The 16018-nt window shown below is 71.9% G+C and carries 13 protein-coding genes; all 13 read right to left on the bottom strand.

Features of this window, described 5'->3' with window-relative positions:
* Positions 1-207: 207 nt before the first annotated feature.
* Positions 208-828, bottom strand: coding sequence for a response regulator transcription factor (locus tag AB1578_14905; protein ID MEW6489195.1), 621 nt, complete (start codon positions 826-828; stop codon positions 208-210).
* Between the two features lie 123 nt (positions 829-951).
* The gene (locus tag AB1578_14910; GenBank protein ID MEW6489196.1) at positions 952-4848 is read right to left on the bottom strand and encodes a PAS domain S-box protein; all 3897 of its coding nucleotides are present in this window, start codon (positions 4846-4848) and stop codon (positions 952-954) included.
* Positions 4849-4998: 150 nt separating this feature from the next.
* A complete protein-coding gene (locus tag AB1578_14915; GenBank protein MEW6489197.1) occupies positions 4999-5637 on the bottom strand; it encodes a chemotaxis protein CheD in 639 nt (212 codons plus the stop codon).
* Entirely contained in the window at positions 5634-6701 is a 1068-nt protein-coding gene (locus AB1578_14920; protein MEW6489198.1) for a chemotaxis response regulator protein-glutamate methylesterase, read from the bottom strand. Before AB1578_14920 ends, AB1578_14915 begins: the two co-directional genes overlap by 4 nt.
* Before the next feature lie 70 nt (positions 6702-6771).
* Complete coding sequence (locus AB1578_14925; GenBank protein MEW6489199.1) at positions 6772-7689, bottom strand: protein-glutamate O-methyltransferase; 918 nt, start codon at positions 7687-7689, stop codon at positions 6772-6774.
* Positions 7690-7697: 8 nt separating this feature from the next.
* Complete coding sequence (locus tag AB1578_14930; GenBank protein ID MEW6489200.1) at positions 7698-8198, bottom strand: chemotaxis protein CheW; 501 nt, start codon at positions 8196-8198, stop codon at positions 7698-7700.
* Between the two features lie 65 nt (positions 8199-8263).
* The gene (locus AB1578_14935) at positions 8264-10357 is read right to left on the bottom strand and encodes a methyl-accepting chemotaxis protein (GenBank protein ID MEW6489201.1); all 2094 of its coding nucleotides are present in this window, start codon (positions 10355-10357) and stop codon (positions 8264-8266) included.
* Positions 10358-10421: 64 nt separating this feature from the next.
* A complete protein-coding gene (locus AB1578_14940; GenBank protein MEW6489202.1) occupies positions 10422-12530 on the bottom strand; it encodes a chemotaxis protein CheA in 2109 nt (702 codons plus the stop codon).
* A 5-nt stretch (positions 12531-12535) separates the two neighbouring features.
* A complete protein-coding gene (locus tag AB1578_14945) occupies positions 12536-12901 on the bottom strand; it encodes a response regulator (GenBank protein MEW6489203.1) in 366 nt (121 codons plus the stop codon).
* Positions 12898-13218, bottom strand: coding sequence for an STAS domain-containing protein (locus AB1578_14950; protein ID MEW6489204.1), 321 nt, complete (start codon positions 13216-13218; stop codon positions 12898-12900). Before AB1578_14950 ends, AB1578_14945 begins: the two co-directional genes overlap by 4 nt.
* Entirely contained in the window at positions 13218-15080 is a 1863-nt protein-coding gene (locus AB1578_14955) for a hypothetical protein (GenBank protein ID MEW6489205.1), read from the bottom strand. Before AB1578_14955 ends, AB1578_14950 begins: the two co-directional genes overlap by 1 nt.
* Positions 15077-15550 (bottom strand): response regulator, encoded by a 474-nt coding sequence (locus AB1578_14960; GenBank protein MEW6489206.1) that lies wholly within the window; start codon positions 15548-15550, stop codon positions 15077-15079. Before AB1578_14960 ends, AB1578_14955 begins: the two co-directional genes overlap by 4 nt.
* The coding region (locus AB1578_14965) for a hypothetical protein (GenBank protein ID MEW6489207.1) at positions 15547-16018 on the bottom strand (472 nt) is incomplete at its 5' end. The genes AB1578_14960 and AB1578_14965, both read right to left, overlap by 4 nt.

Genomic DNA, 16018 nt, shown 5'->3' on the forward strand with positions numbered 1-16018 from the left:
CGCCCCCGAGGACGAGCGCAGCCCCTTGCGGGCGCACGCAGTGCGCCCCTACGGACCTAGACCCCGAGATTGCGCACCAGCGGGTCTACCCAAACGAGCCGAAAGAGAGCCAAAAGGGGGCCTGCGCCCGGCGCCGCACCCCCTGCGATCCGGGCGCCCCCGGGTGCATCCTGGAGGGCCGGCTTCCGGCCCCCCAGCCCCCGCCTCTCAGCCGTCCTCGGGAGGCTTCGCCTCTGCCACAAACTCGGGGTAGAGGCGCTCGACGCACTCCTCGCACAGGCCGTGGCTGAACTCCGCGTGGGAGTGCTCGCGGATGTAGGCCTCGAGCCGGGTCCAAGCGCCCTGCTCGTTGCGGATCTTCTTGCACCCGGCGCAGATGGGGATGATGCCGCGAAGCGTCCGGATCTCTCCCAGGGCTGCCTGGAGCTCCCCGATCTTTCCGGCGAGGCGCGCCTGGAGGGCCAGCATCCGCGTGCCCACGTCGATGCGGGCTCGAAGCTCCTCCGGGTCGAAGGGCTTCACCACGTAGTCGTCGGCTCCGGCATCGAGGCCGCGGGCAAGATCTGCCTTGGCGCTCCGGGCCGTGACGAGGATCACGTAGGGAGGGGCGTCGGGCTGGCACTCCTTGAGGCGGCGGCAGAGCTCCACGCCGTCCAACTCGGGCATCATCCAGTCCAGGAGGAGGAGCCGGGGAGCCCCGGGCTCCCGGGCCAGCTCCCAGGCCGCCGCTCCGTCGCACGCCTCGGTAACCTCGTGCCCCAGTTTCCCGAGCACGCCGACGAGGACCGCGCGGGAGGTCGGGTCGTCTTCGGCGATGAGGATGTTCACGTGGCTCTTCCTTCTCCCCCGGTGGTCCCGCTCGGCGCCGTTGCGCTCCGCGCAGGCTCGTAGGGGTGCACGGCGTGCGCCCGCGGGGGATGGGGCGCTCCGGCGGGCGCACGCTGTGCGCCCCTACGGGCTTTCGCCCTCTTCGCTGTGCATCGGTCCCTCTGCCGTTTGTGTCCCGGCCTTCATCATCCGATTCGCCTCCCGCGGCACCCGTTCGAAGGCCCCCTTCAGGGCGGGCAGCTTCGCTGCAGCGGCCGGCAGGTCGCCGCGGCGGGCGTCGTCCTCGGCTTCCCGGGCGAGGACCCGCAGCGCCTCGGCACCCGCGACCGCCGAGGCCCCGTGGAGCGTATGGGCCCGGCGCTCGGCCTCCGCCGCGTCGCCCTCGGCCAAGGCCTTCTCCAGGGCGGCGAGCTGGCGGGGGACGTCCTCGACGAAGCCCGCCAGGATGCGCCGGGCCAGGTTCTCGTCGCCCATGAGGCGCCGCAGCAGGCCGTCCCGGTCGAACGTCGGCGGGCCCTTGGGTCTCGCCGTCCCGGCCCGTTCCCTGTCCTCGCCTCGCTCCGGCGGCTCCCCCTGCGCCTTGCGGGGAAGCCACTTGCCGAGCGTCTCGCCCAGCGCTCGGGGCTCCACGGGCTTGGGCAGGTAGTCGTTCATCCCGGCCCGCAGGCACCGCTCCCGGTCCCCCGCCAGCGCATGGGCGGTCATGGCGATGATGGGCACGGCGCGGTTGTGCACCCCCGAGGCCGGGTCGCGGATGCGCCGGGTAGCCTCGAACCCGTCCATCTCGGGCATCTGCACGTCCATGAGCACCACATCGTAGGGCACGGCAGCCAGGGCTTCCAGGGCCTCGCGACCGTTGGCCACGGCGTCGGCCCGAAGCCCCAGCTTGGCCAGGATGCCCAGGGCCACGTCCTGGTTGGTGGCGTTGTCCTCGGCCAGGAGCACCCGCCCCGTCAGGAGCGCGGCCGAGGTCGGTCCGGGGCTTCGGCTCTCGCGCACCGTATGGCGCGTCACCAGGGGGTGGGGCGCCTTCTCTTCGCCCCGCGCCGCCCAGGCGTCGGCCAGGCAGTCGAGGAGCTCGGACTGGCGCACCGGCTTGATGAGGTAGGCGTCGAAGCCCGCTTCGGCGATGCGCCGCGCATCCCCCCGCTGGCCCACCGAGGTCATCATCACGAGCACCGTGGACGAAAGCGCGGCGTCGGCGCGAATGGCCCGCCCCAGCTCCTCCCCGTCCATCCCCGGCATCTGCATGTCGAGGATCGCCATGCCGAAGGGCGCGCCGCCCCCCGCCGCCCGCCGCAGCGCCCCCAGCGCCCCGGGGCCGTCGACGGCCTCGGCGGGCGCCATGCCCCACGAGGCCAGGCGCACCCGCAGGAGCTCCCGGTTGGTGGCGTTGTCGTCCACCACCAGCGCCCGCACGCCCCGCAGGTCGGTTGCCGCAGCCTTGGACGCGGCTTCCACGGCGGGGGGCACAAGGCCCAGGCGCGCCGTGAACCAGAACTCCGACCCCCGGCCAGGTTCGCTTGACACTCCGATGGTGCCCCCCATCTGCTCGGCCAGCCGCTTGGCGATGGCGAGCCCCAGCCCCGTGCCACCGTACCGGCGCGTGGTGGAAGCGTCCACCTGGGTAAAGCTCTCGAAGAGTTGGCCCTGCTTGTCCGCCGGTATCCCGATGCCCGTGTCCCGCACCGTGAAGCGCAGCTTCACGGGGTTCGGTGGGGCCGCCTCGCCGAGGCGGCCGTCATCCAAGAACGGCGCGCTCGGCGCGCGCGCCCTCCCCTCGCCCCTTCCGCCGGCAAGGCCGACGGTCACCGCCACCTCGCCGCGCTCGGTGAACTTCACCGCGTTGCCCACCAGATTGTTGAGCACCTGGCGCAGCCGCCCCGGGTCGCCCCGCAGCCGCACCGGCACGTCCGGATCGGCCCCGCATACGAACTCCAGACCCTTCTCGTGGGCCTTCACCGCCAGCGCCGCCGAAAAGTCCTCCAAGAGCCCGTGCAGGTCGAAGTCCAGGGCTTCGAGCTCCAGCCGGCCCGCCTCGATCTTCGAGAAATCCAGGATGTCGTTGATGATGCGCAGCAGGCTCTCCCCGCTGGTGCGCACCGCTTCGGCGTAGCGGCGCTGCTCGGCCGTGAGCCCCGTGTCCAGCAGGAGCCCCGTCATCCCGATCACGCCGTTCATGGGCGTTCGGATCTCGTGGCTCATGTTGGCCAGGAACTCGCTCTTTGCCGCGCTCGCCTGGGTCGCCTCCGCCGCCAGGGCGTTGGCCCGGGCGGTGGCCTCCTCCAGTTGGTCCACCGTCTCCCGCAGCTCCCGCTCGGCGCGCACCCGGTCGGTAACGTCGACGACGATGGAGTAGAGGAGTTTGCGGCCCTTCAGGTCCAAGGGCCCGCTGTAGACCTCCACGTCGCGAACCTCCCCGGAAGAGAGGCGGTGCCGGAAGGAGAAGTGCCGCCGCTGCTGGGCCCGGGCCATCTCGGCGAACACCTCTTCCTGGGTCAGGGTGTTGATGTCGGTGATCTTGAGGGCGGTGAGCTCCTCCCGGGAGTGCCCGTAATAGGCGCAGGCCGCCGGGTTCGCGTCGACGATCGCCCCGGAGGCCGGATCGATGAGGAGCATGGCGGCGTGGTTTCCCTCGAAGAGACTGCGGTACCGCTGCTCGCTCTCCGCCAGGGCCTGCTCCCGCTCCTTGCGCTCGGTCACGTCCTCCTTGACTGCGAGGAAGTGGGTCACGGCTCCGGCACTGTCCAGGATGGGCGAGACGGAGGCGAACTCCCAGTAGAGCTCCCCGTTCTTCTTCTTGTTGTGGAACTCCCCGCGCCAGGTCTCGCCCGCTGTGATCGTCTTCCAAAGTTGGGCGTAGTGGTCGTCGGGCTGGGTGCCGGCCTTGAGGATGCGCGGGTTCTGGCCCCGAGCCTCCTCCGGGGTGTAGCCCGTGAGCTCGCAGAACTTGGGGTTGACGTACTCGATGGAGCCTTCCCGGTCGGTGATGACCACCGAGGCCGGGCTCTGCTCCACCGCCCGGGAGAGGGTGCGCAGCTCCTCCTCGATATGCTTCCGCGCGGTGACGTCGCGCAGGATGCCGACGGCGTGCCACTGCCCACCCAGGGAGACGGCCGAGACGGAGAGCTCCACGGGGAACTCCTCCCCCCGCTTGCGCAGCGCCGCGAGCTCGAGCACCCGCCCCACGGCGTTGCCCTGTCCGTGGTCCCGAAACCCGTCGATCCCTCGGGAGAAGGCGTCGCGGAAGCGCCCCGGGGCGAGGAACCGGTGGAGATCCTGCCCGAGGGCTTCCTCCCGCGCGTAGCCGAAGAGGCGCACCGCGGCGTCGTTCCAGAGGGAGATCCTTCCCTCTGGGTCCATCATGATGATGGCGTCCTGGGCGGTGCTCAGCACCTGGTTCCACCGGGCCTCGCTCTCGGCCAGGGACTGTCCGAGGCGCTCCTGGTGCAGCCGGTTGCTCAGCAGCATGCCCACCAGCATCTGCCCCAGGGGATAGATGAGGAGCACCGGAGTCGTGATCGCCGAGAGCACTTCCCACGCCAGCGGCTTCGGGAGCCCCAGCATCCAGGCCAACATGGCCCCGTTGACGACGAACCCGAAGGCGTAGAGCTCCCCCCACGACAACTCCGCCAGCCGCTCTCGGCGCAGGCGGCGCCAGGCGATGCCCAGGAGGCCCGAGGTGAGGATCACGCCCACCCCCACGCCGGCGCCGGGGCCTCCCTGGAAGGTGCGGAAGGCCGCGGTGATGGCCACTCCGATGGCGGTCGGTACGGCGCCGAAGAAGAGCCCCGCCGTGGCCAGGAGGACCGAGCGGGTGTCGAAGAAGAGGCCGGGAGAGATGGGCCAGGGCGTGAGCATCACCCCGATGCCCATGGCGCCGGTGGCCAGCCCCACGATCACCTGGCGCAGCCGCGAGGGGCCGCGCAGCCGTTGCGCCGCAAGGACGTCGAAGACGAGGCACAGGGACAGGAGGAAGGCCGCGTTCTGGGCGAGGCCGAGGAGGGCTGCTGCGATCACTGCTGGTTGCTCCGTCGGGAAACGCGATGGGACCCATGGGACGGAAGGAACGGATGGGTCTGGTGCCCCCCATTCGTCCCCGCCGCGCCATGGGTCCCGTGCCGCCGTGCCCAACCGATCGGCCGTTTGCCGGGAAAGTTGAGCCCTTCCCTACCACAGCTCGGGCTCGGCGGCCAACTGCTCCTGCGCCCGGATCTTCTCCTGCCAGAAGCGGTGGTCCCGGCGCGCGAGCTGCCGGCGAGCCCGCCCGCCGATCCTGCGCACATGCACCGAGTAGTCTTCGGACGAGAAGTAGATGACACGCCCCGAGTCGCCGCCGAGGTCAGAGGCGACCAGGGGGATGTCCTCGTTCTTCAGGAACTCGAGCACGAAGCGCCGGTTCACGTCGCCCACGCAGAAGAAGTTGTCGGCGCGATCGCCGCTCTCCAGCACCGCGCCGCCCCCGAAGGCCTTGGCCCGCAGGTTCTCCCGCCGGGCCCCCAAGGCGAGCATCCCGTTGATCACGAGCTCCATGGCGTGGATGCCGTACCGCCCCGCCTCGCTCAGGGTCACCCGCAGGTCCCGGGCGTAGCGGCGGTTCCCCAGGAGGAAGTGGTTCATTCCCACCACCCGGCGCACGGGGTCGTAGAGACAGGCCGAGATGCAGGAACCGAGCAAGGTGCGGATCACCACCGGCCCGGCGGCCACGTGGTGATCGCCGGGGTGGAGGTTGACCTCCGGGGCCCGGCCCGCGCCCGGGGGGGCCTTAGGGGCGGGCGGCCGCAACTTCGGAACGGCCGAAGACCTCACCGGTGCTCCCGCAACACGGCCGCCGCGATGGCCGGGAGCGGCAGCACCTGGTCAGCCGCCCCCCGCTTGATGGCCTCGTGGGGCATGCCGAAGACCACGCAGGTGGCCTCGTCCTGGGCGATGGTGTGGGCGCCGGCCTCCTTGAGCTCGGCCATGCCCCGGGCGCCGTCGTCCCCCATGCCGGTAAGGATCACCCCCACGGCGTTTCGGCCCGCGTAGCGCGCCGCCGAGCGGAAGAGCACGTCCACCGAGGGGCGGTGGCGCGACACCAGCGGCCCGTCGCGCACCTCCACGTGGTAGCGGGCGCCGCTGCGCTTGAGGATCGTGTGGCGGTTGCCCGGGGCGATGAGGGCCTGGCCCCGGAGCACCGTGTCGCCGTCGGCGGCCTCCTTGACCGTGACCCGGCACAGGCCGTCGAGGCGCCGGGCGAAGGCGGCCGTGAAGCCCTCGGGCATGTGCTGCACGATCACGGTGCCCGGGCCGCCGACGGGAAGCGCCTCCAGAAAGACCCGCAGAGCCTCGGTGCCCCCGGTGGACGCGCCCACCACCACTACCTTCTCCGTCGTCTCGGCCATGGCCGCTGACCCGGGTCGGGGCTTGGGAAGCACCGCATCGGCGGTGAGCTTGGCCTCCACCGCCCGCCGGGGGGCGATGCGCTTGACCCGTGCCCGGGCCGCGGCCTTCACCGCGTCGCAGATGCGCACCCGGGACTCTTCCAGGAACTGCTTGGTGCCGAGCTTGGGCTTCTGGATGATCTCCACCGCCCCGTACTCCAGGGCCCTGAGGGTGGTCTCGGCGCGCTCCTCCGCGAGGCTCGAGCAGATGACCACCGGGATCGGGTGCTGGCTCATGAGCTTTCTCAGGAAGGTGATCCCGTCCATCCGGGGCATCTCCACGTCCAGCGTAATGACGTCGGGCGTCTCCTGCCGCATCCGCTCCGCCGCCACGTAGGGGTCCTGGGCCGTGGCCATGACCTGGATCTCGGGGTCGGACGTGAGCACGTCGGTCAGCGCCTGGCGCACCAGGGCGGAGTCGTCGACCACCAGGACGCGGATGGGCTTCATGAACGCTCCGGGGGGGCGGACGCGGTGGACACAGTGGACAGGGTGGACGCAGTGGACGGGACCGTGGTCCTCACGGGGCCTCGCCCGTGAGGCGGTAGATCGTGGGTGCCACGGGCCGAAGTGGCACCCGCAGGCCGTTGATCGTCTCCGAGTGGCCCAGGAAGACGTAGCCCCCGGGGGCCAGGTGACGGCACAGCCGGTTCAGGACCCCTTCCTGGGTCTCCCGGTCGAAGTAGATCATCACGTTGCGGCAAAAGATCACGTCCTGGGGCTCCCGCAGGCCGAAGTCGGCGTCGAGGAGGTTGAGGTGGCGAAAGCGCACCGTCGAGCGAAGCTCCGGGGCCACGCGCACGAGCCCCTGGGTGCGGTCGCGGCTGCGCAGGAGATACTTTCGGCGCAGGGGGGCGGGCACCGGCTCCACCCGTTCTTCGGCGTACACAGCGTTCCGGGCACGCTCCAGGACGCGGGTGGAGATGTCGGTAGCGAGAACCTGGAACCGAAACCCGGGCAGCCCCTCTGCCACCTCCGAGAGGACCATGGCCAAGGTGTAGGGCTCCTCCCCGGTGGAGCAGGCGGCGCTCCACGCTGCCAGGGGGCGGCGCACCCCGGAACCCGCTTCGCGCACGAGCTGGGGCAGGGCCGCACGCACCAGGTACTCGAAGTGCTGGGGTTCCCGGAAGAAGTCGGTCTTGTTGGTGGTGAGGGCGTCCACCAGGTGGACGCGCTCCCCTTCGCCGCGGGAGCCGAAGACATAGTCGCAGTAGGCCCGGAAGGACGGAAGTCCGAGGACCCGCAGTCGCTTGCGCAGCCGCGACTCTACCATGACACGCTTGGCCTCGGGCATGCGGATGCCGCAGTGACCTTGCACGAACTCCGCCAGCCGGCGAAACTCCGAGCCCCGGAGCGCCGCCCGGGACCAGCCTTCCGACCCTCCGGGGCGCGCGCCGGGGCGGGTCGCGCCGCCTTCCTGCGCCTGTTCCGCTTCCACGGGAGGACCTACGCCGCCGCGGCGGACTCGCCGGCCGCTTGCACCTGCCCGAGCTCGTCAGCGGAGAAGACCCGGTCGATGTCGAGCAGGATCAGGAACTCCTCGTCGCGCTTGCCCATGCCCCGGATGAACTCGGTTCGAAGCCGGGTCCCGATCCGCGGCGGGGGCTCCACCTGGGCGGGGTCGAGCTCGATCACCTCCTGCACCGAGTCGGCCAGCGCCCCCAGCACCGTGGCCTCCCCGTCCACGGCCACCTCCGCGATCACCACGCAGGTGGAGACGGTGGCCTCGGTGGCTCCCATGCCGAACTTGCGCTTGAGATCCACCACGGGCACCACGCTGCCCCGCAGGTTGATCACCCCCCGCATGAACTCGGGGGTGCGGGGCACCTTGGTCAGCCCCCCGAACTCCAGCACTTCGCGCACCTTGGCGATCTCGACCGCGAAGTGCTCCTGGTCGAGGGTAAAGGTGAGGTATTGGTTGGTCTGTTCACCGGCTGTAGCGGCCATGTATCGCTCCTCCGCCGAGAGGCGGTTTGGGTTCTTCATCGGCCCGATCGGACCGATCGGTCCGATCAGTACCGCTCGAATTCCGCGTCCTCGGCGTCGCCGCCCAGGTCGAGGGCAAAGCCTGCTGCGTCGCCGTTGCCGTTGCCCTTGCCGTGGCCGGTGGAGAGAGCCTTGGCGGGTTTGGCCGCGGCCGTCAGGTGGGCCACCTGGGCGGAGGGGCGCTTGCGGGCGGCTTGGGCCGGGCGGCGCGCCGCCGGTGCGGCCCGCTTTGCCTTGTCATCGAGCCGGAAGAACGCCACCGTGGTCTGGAGCTGCTCGGCCTGGCCGGAGAGCTCCTCGGCGGTGGAGGCCATCTCCTCGGAGGCGCCGGCGTTTTGCTGGATCACCTGGTCGAGCTGCTGGATGGCCTTGTTGATCTGGCCCGCCCCGGCGTTCTGCTCGTTGCTGGCCGCGGCGATCTCCTGCACGAGCTCGGCGGTCTTCTGGATGTCGGGGACGATCTTCTGGAGCATCTGGCCGGCTTTCTCGGCGACCTCGACGCTCGATTTGGAGAGCTCGCCGATCTCGGTGGCCGCCTTGCCGCTACGCTCGGCGAGCTTTCGCACCTCGGCCGCCACCACCGCGAAGCCCTTGCCCGCGTCCCCGGCCCGGGCCGCCTCGATGGCGGCGTTGAGCGCCAAGAGGTTCGTCTGCCGGGCGATCTCCTCGATGATGGAGATCTTCTCGGCGATCTCCTTCATAGCAGAGACCGTCTTGCCCACGGCCTGGCCCCCTTCCCTGGCGTCGCCCGCGGCCTGGAGGGCGATCTTCTCGGTCTGGGCGGCGTTGTCGGCGTTCTGGCGGATGTTGGCCGCCATCTCTTCCATGCTGGAGGTCACCTCCTCGATGGAAGCCGCCTGCTCGGTGGCCCCCTGGCTCATCTGCTCGGAGGTGGAGCTCATCTCCTGGCTCCCCGACGCCACCTGGTCCGAGGCGGTCTGCACCTCGCCCACCACCTCGCGCAGTTTCTCCGCCATCTGCTTCATGGCTTGCGCCAGCACCCCGATCTCGTCCTTCTGGTCCACGTCGAGGGTCTGTGTCAGGTCCCCCTCGGACAGCTTGCGGGCGAAGGCGACCCCCAGGGTCACGGGCCGGGTGATGCCCCGGGTCAGCACGACCCCCAGGGCCAGGGCGAGCAGCACCCCCACCCCGACCCCGGCGCCCGCCCCGATCATTCCCTTGCGGCCGTCCGCCACCGCTTCGGCCACGGCCGCTTCCGCTGCCTCATCGTTGACGGCCACGAGCTCCTCCGCGAGGCGAAGGACCTCGTCGGTCCGCAGCCGGGCCTCGCCCAGGAGGACGTCCGACATCGCCCCGAAGGTATCCCGGGCGGCCACCGCTTCGGCCCGCAGGGCGTCGAAGTGCCGGAACACCTCCTCCGCGGCGGTCATCAGACGGCCCTGGAACTGGCCGGCCGCGGTCTCGTAGTTGCCGTTGGCCGCCGCGCTCTTGATGTCGCGCACCGCGTGGTGGAAGAGGTCGTGGTGGAGGCGGACGCCCTTGAGGGTCTCGGCGATCTTCGGGTTGCGGGTCTGGAACCCGCCGAGCCACCGCCCGAAGTCACAGGCGGTGGGGTCCTCCCCCCCCTGGAAGGGCTTCATGGCCAGGAGGAGCTCCGCCACCTGGGTCTGGAGCCGGTAGTGGTCCCCCCGAAAGGTCTCCAGGCTCGCCAGGAAGGCGTTTGGATTGAGGACGTCGAGCTCCTGTACCTTCCGGGAGAGCTCCGCCGCCTGGTTGTTGCTCTCCGCCGCCGCGCGCACCAGGGGATGGAACCGGGCAAGGATCTCGGCCTCCCGGGCCGTCTTGGGCAGGGGCTCGTAGGCGCCCAGGGCCTCCCGGTACTTCTGCCGCCCGTCCTCGATGTTTCGGTACTGGCGCTCCCGGGTTTCTTCGTCGATGTAAGGGCTCATGAGGGTGCGCAAGGCCGACTGCACCCGGGTGAGCTGGGTCTGGGCATCGGCCATGTTCGCCACGCCGGGCAGGCGCACGTGCCCGAGATCCTTCACGTGCCCGTTGATGCTGCGCATCTCGTAGATGCCGAAGAGGCCGACCGCCGCGGTGATGGCGGCCACCGCCGCGAAGCCGCCGATGAGCTTGGTTCCCAGCTTGACGTTCTTCATCGTTCGTTCCTCCCGTAAATCGGGGCGATGGCCCCAGGTCCATTCTTCCGTCGACGCGCCAGTCTCACGCCGCCCGCCGAGCGGCCTCCTCTACCCCCTGCACGATGCGGGGCGGGTCGAGGATGAGGGCCACCGCACCGTCCCCCAGGATCGTCGCCCCCGACAGGCCTTCCACCTCGCGCACCATGCGCCCCAGGGGCTTGATGACGGTCTGGTGCTGGCCGATCACGCCGTCCACCACGAAGCCGAAGCGGCCCTCCTCGAGGCGCACGACCACCACCTGTTCGATCTCGGGCGGGCGGCCGCCGGCCCCGAACCACTCCCGCAGCCGCACGTAGGGAACCAGGTGCCCGCGCACCTCCACGGTGCTCCGGCCCCGGGCCCGCACCCGGTCCGCCTGGGCGAGCTCCACGCACTCCTCCACCAGGGAGAGGGGCACCACGTAGCGCTCGCCGCCCACCCCCACGAGCAGCCCCTCGATGATGGCGAGGGTCAGGGGCAGCCGAACGGTGACAGAAGTGCCCCGCCCGGGGCGGCTCGCCAGCTCCACCGTCCCCCGCAGCGCCTCGATGGCGCGGCGCACCACGTCCATGCCCACACCGCGGCCCGAGACTCCCGTCACCGCCTTCGCCGTGGAGAACCCCGGGGCGAAGACCAGGTCGAAGAGCTCCCGCTCGGGCGGGCGGGCGTCGGGGGACAGGAGGCCCTTCTCCACCGCCTTGGCGCGGATGGCCTCGGCATCGAGCCCCCGGCCGTCGTCGGCGATGGCGAGGACGACGCTCGCCCCCTCGTGGGCCGCCGACAGCCGCACGGTGCCCCGGCGGGGCTTGCCCGCGGCGGCCCGGACCTCGGGGGCCTCGATGCCGTGGTCCAGGCAGTTGCGAATCAGGTGCACCAGGGGGTCGCCCAGGCGCTCGATCACGGTCTTGTCGAGCTCGGTCTCGGCCCCGTCGGTGACGAGGTCGATCTCCTTTCCGAGCTCGGCGGAGAGATCGCGCACCAGGCGCCGGAAGCGGCCGAAGGTGGTCCCGATGGGGACCATGCGGATGTTGAGGGTGTTGTCGCGAAGCTCGGAGGCCAGGCGCTCCAGGTCCTCGGCGATGGCCACGAGCGCCGGGTCGGCCCGGGTGTTGGCCGTCTGGGTGAGGCGCGCCTGGGCGATGACCAGCTCCCCCACCAGGTCCACGAGCCGGTCGAGCTTCTCCGAGGGCACCCGGATGCTCGACGCCGCCTCGCCCTCGGACGGCGCCTGGGTCTGCCGGGCCTGGCGGGCCTGGCGCACCGCCTGCTGCTCGGCCAGGGCCGACTCCACCTGGGAGGGGGAGACGAGCCCCTTGTCCGCCACGATCTCGCCAAAGCGCTTCTGCTCCGCCAGGGCGGCCCGCATCTCCTCCACGCTCAGATCTCCCCGCTCCACGAGGATCTCCCCGAGCCTCTTGTAGTCGGCTTCGCAGCCCGAGACCCCGGCGGCGTCGATGAGGTCGATGCGCACCTCGCCTTCGCCCGAGACGAAGAGGAAGACGTCTTCGATGGCGTCCCGCCCGCGCCCGGTGGTGAGGATGACGTCCCAGTAGAGGCGGCACTCCTGGGGATCGAGGGCGTCGAGGGCCGGCACGTCTCCGGTCTGGGCCACGACCCGGCAGGAGCCGAGCGCCCGCAACTCGTCCAGGAGCACCAGGGGGTTGGTGCCCGTGGCAAAAAGCCCGGGGCCGGGCTTCCACCGGATGCGGTAGGTGGCATCGGCGGCAGCCTCGGGATCGGACCCCGCGGCCCCCTCTGAGGCCTGGGAGGGGGCTGCCCCCTCTTCGGCCCCGCCCCCGGTGAGCGCCCGCAGGCGCTCCAGCACGTCCTCCCCCGTCCGGGGCTCGCCCGAGCCCGCGAGGAGCGCCCGGACGTGGTCCTTGGCGCCCAGGCCGATGTCCACGAGCTCGCGGCTCACTGCCAGGGTGCCGCTGCGCACCCGGTCGAAGGCGTTTTCCACTTCGTGGGTGAAGGCGGCCACCTCGTCGAAGCCGAACATGGCCCCCGAGCCCTTGATCGTGTGCAGGGCCCGGAAGACCCGGCCCACGAGCTCGGCGTCGCCGGCGGCCTCTTCGAGCTCCAGCAGGCCGGTCTCGAGCTCGGCCAGGAGCTCCTGGGCTTCCAGCAGATATGCCTCGCGGTGCGGGTCCATGGATATCACCCGAGCACTTTCTTCACCACGGCCAGGAGCTGGTCGGGCTTGAAGGGCTTGACGATCCAGCCCGTCGCCCCGGCGGCCTTGCCCTCCTGCTTCTTGGCGTCCTGGCTCTCGGTGGTGAGCATGAGGATCGGCGTGAACTTCGTGGCGGGCTGGGCGCGCAGCTCCCGGATGAGCCCGATCCCGTCGAGGTTGGGCATGTTGAGGTCGGTGACGACCAGGTGGATGGGCGCGCCGTTCAGCTTGGCCAGGGCGTCCCTGCCGTCCACCGCCTCCACCACCTCGTAGCCCCCGCCCTTCAAGGTGAAGGACACCACCTGACGGATGCTCGCCGAGTCGTCCACGGTCAAGATGCGCTTGCTCATCCTTCCTCTCCTGTCCACAGACAGCCCGAACGGCACCCTACCCGGGGCCGAAGCCCCGCTCGCTGGGCCGCCTGACTCACGGCGGCGCCGAGCCGAACCCGAAGGGTGTGCCCTCTTGCGGCGGCAGTCTGGTGGACCGCACACAAGAGCTGGAGGCCTGCGGCGTCGGCTGCCTCGACGCCCCCGAGGTCGAGCGCCACGTCCGTACCCGACGCCAGGGCCGTGGCGAGGGCGTTGCGCAGCTCTCCGGCCCGCCACACGGTGAGCTCTCCCTCGAGCCGCAGCTCTGCGGGGTTCGATGCGTCGTGCCGTGCCATCAGAACAGCTCCACGTTGGCCCCGAGGTCTCCAGAGCCCGGGCTGGGGGGCAGCCAGCCCGGGGAGGTGCCCGCTTTGCCATCGTCGCCATCGCCGGCGAGCAGCCGGTGGATCTCGCGCTGGGACTCCATGGTGTAGGCCCGGGAGAGCTCCTCCAGGAGGACCCGGGAGGTCTTGCCCGCGGCCTGCGGCGCGGCGGCTCTCGCCTCGGCTTCCACCTCTTCCAGGCGCCGCTCCAGATCTTGGGCCAGGCTTTCGAGCCGGCCGGGAAGCGAGAGATCGCCGACCGCCTGTGCGACGCTGGTGTCCAGGGCGGCCGCGCCGCAGCGCAGCTCGCCGGCCGCTTCGACGAACCGCGCGTGGGCTCCGCCGAGAGTGCCGACAAGGCACTGGAGCTCCCCCGCGATGCGCAGGGCGCCCGCCTGAGCGGTCTCGACGAAGCTCCGGGCGAGCGTCTCGATCTCCCGGGCGCCCTCGGCGATGCGCGACAGGCGCGCGGCCACCTGCCCGGTGTTCCTCCGGGCCTCGGCGGATTGGCGCTGGATCTCCCGGGCGATGACGGCCAGGGGCCGCCCCAGGGCCCCGGTGCGCGAGGCCCGGGTGATGGCGTTGACCGCCACCAGCTCGAGCTCCAGGCCGATCTCTTCGATCTCCCCCACGTAGGCCGTGAGCTCCTGGGCGCTCCCGGCAGCCGCGGAGAGGGCCTCGGCGACGCGGGCGCTGCGTGCCGCCTCGCTCCCCAGGGCTGCCGCGACGCGCCGCAGGCGCTCCTCCAGGTCTCCGAGGGCCGTGGCGCCGGCCTCCCCCTCGGGCTCCCCGCCGGAGGCGAGACCGGCCACGGCGGCGTCGAAGCGGTAGGTTGCCTCGGTCACGCCCCGGACGGCCCCTTCGATCTCGGTCATGGCCCGGCCGAACTCCTCCCGGGCGCGGCGAAGCTGCGTGCGCTGGAGCCCCGCCAGGGCTGCGGCGAGACCCGCGGGATCGTCTCCGGCGCCCGCGGGCTCCCGCAGAGAGCGGGCGAGCAGGCGCAGGCTGTCGCGCACGTGCTCGAGTTTCTGGCGCGTGGCATCCTGGGTCTGGAGGTTCGTGAGGATGGCGCCGACCCGCCCGGCCAGGTCCCCCGAGCTCTCCCGAATTCCGGCGGAGGCCTGCGCGGCGCGCGCGCCCAGCTCGGCCAGGAGGGCGTCGCTGCCGTCCAGCGCGGCGAGCATTCCCCGGAGTTCTCCGGATGCAGAGTCCTGGGCTCCCACGGGTCCGGCACTTGCGGCGTTCGAGGCACCCAGCAGGCTCCGCGCCGCGCCCACCTCCTTGCCGATGGCCTGGGTGCGCAGGAGCACCTCGGAGAAGTGGCGCGAGATCCGTTCGCCCAGGTGCTGCACGTCGGCCGCCAGAGGGGCGAACTCGGCCCCCCCGGCGCCCGGGCGGGCGCTCTCCATGAGGGTGGCCACGCCCAGGTTGCGCAGGGTCCGCACCGAGCGCTGGAAGGAGTGGGCGAAGGGGGAGATCTCCCCCAGGCCTGCCGCCGTGGCGTCCAGGACCGCCCCCATGCGAGCCGCGAGCTCGCGGCTCGCCTCTCCGTGAACCGCGAGCTGCGTCAGGTTCCCCCGAAACGACGCCAGCCGGTCGGCGGCCCCCGCGTCGCCCAGGATGCCGGCGGTATGGGCGGCGCTCCGGGCGAGCTCCTCCGCCTGGGCGAGGCAGGCCTGCACCCTCCCACCGAAGGCCGCGAACTCGGTCTCGGAGGCGCCCGAGAATGCATCGAGGGCGAATGCTCCCTCCTCTGCGGCCCGGGCCCACGCGGCCGCGGCCTCCGGAGCCGGGGCGGGCACCGCGGCGCCGTGGGTTCGGGCGGAGGGGCTCATCGCGATCCGGGCCTCTCGTCCACCGCGGCCAGCTCGCACGCCAGGCAGGCCTGTTCGCGCTGGAGACCGCGCCGCAGCAGAGACCACTCGAGCTGGTCGAGCAACGCCGAGGGGCGAAAGGGCTTCTCCACGAAGTTCGAAGCCCCGTGGCGCAGGGCCTGGATCACCAGGTCGGTGTGGGCCATGCCGGTGACGAGCACCACCTCCGCGTCCCCCCAGGAGGCCCGGATGCGGCGCAGGGCCTCCAGACCCGTCACCCGCGGCATGAAGATGTCGAGCAGGGTCACGTCCGGGCGGTGCTCCTCGAAGAGCCGCAGGGCCTCGGCCCCGTCGCGGGCCAGGAGCACGCCGTGGCCTGCCCGGGTCAGGATGCGGGCGAGGAGGTCCAGCACGGCCTCGTCGTCGTCGGCGGCGAGCACGGTGAAGCCGCTCGGCCCGGCGGCGGGCGGGAGGAGGACGCAGTCGGTCACGGCACCTCTCCTGCCGCGGCCCGGGGGGTGGGGGCCGCCCACTCCACGGGAAGCAGCATGCGGGCCAGGATCGAGCGAAGCTCCGCAGCCGGGCTCCAGGCGAAGCACACGGCCCGGGGCCGGAGGAGGTGCCCCAGGGCCACGGTCTCGGCGTCGTCGTCGGGGAGGACGAGGAGCAGCCGCCGGTCTTCCAGGTCGGCCCGGCCCCGCACGAGCTCCTCGAGGTCGGCCCGGTCGCCGGGGACGAGCACGACGACCGAGGGCTGCACACCGAGCCCGCGCACGATCCGAAGGAGCCGGAAGGAGTGGCCGCACACGTCCACGCAGACCGTGGGGTCGATCCCGGCCAGGGCCTGGAGGGCCCGGGCGGCGTGAGGCGCGTGGCCGGAAGCGAAGAGGACGACCTGCATGGGGGAGCCGCTCCGTCGAGGGAGAGTGCCGGGGTCGGCGGGGGCTACTTCAAGGGGC

The sequence above is a fragment of the Thermodesulfobacteriota bacterium genome (assembly GCA_040756475.1).
GTDB lineage: Bacteria > Desulfobacterota > Deferrisomatia > Deferrisomatales > JACRMM01 > JBFLZB01.

Bases quoted from the DNA above. Each gene is read 5' to 3' on its own strand.
- AB1578_14930 (MEW6489200.1), bottom strand. From the start codon at position 8,198: ATGGCCGCTACAGCCGGTGAACAGACCAACCAATACCTCACCTTTACC.
- AB1578_14955 (MEW6489205.1), bottom strand. From the start codon at position 15,080: ATGAGCCCCTCCGCCCGAACCCACGGCGCCGCGGTGCCCGCCCCGGCT.
- AB1578_14945 (MEW6489203.1), bottom strand. From the start codon at position 12,901: ATGAGCAAGCGCATCTTGACCGTGGACGACTCGGCGAGCATCCGTCAG.
- AB1578_14950 (MEW6489204.1), bottom strand. From the start codon at position 13,218: ATGGCACGGCACGACGCATCGAACCCCGCAGAGCTGCGGCTCGAGGGA.
- AB1578_14920 (MEW6489198.1), bottom strand. From the start codon at position 6,701: ATGAAGCCCATCCGCGTCCTGGTGGTCGACGACTCCGCCCTGGTGCGC.
- AB1578_14940 (MEW6489202.1), bottom strand. From the start codon at position 12,530: ATGGACCCGCACCGCGAGGCATATCTGCTGGAAGCCCAGGAGCTCCTG.
- AB1578_14935 (MEW6489201.1), bottom strand. From the start codon at position 10,357: ATGAAGAACGTCAAGCTGGGAACCAAGCTCATCGGCGGCTTCGCGGCG.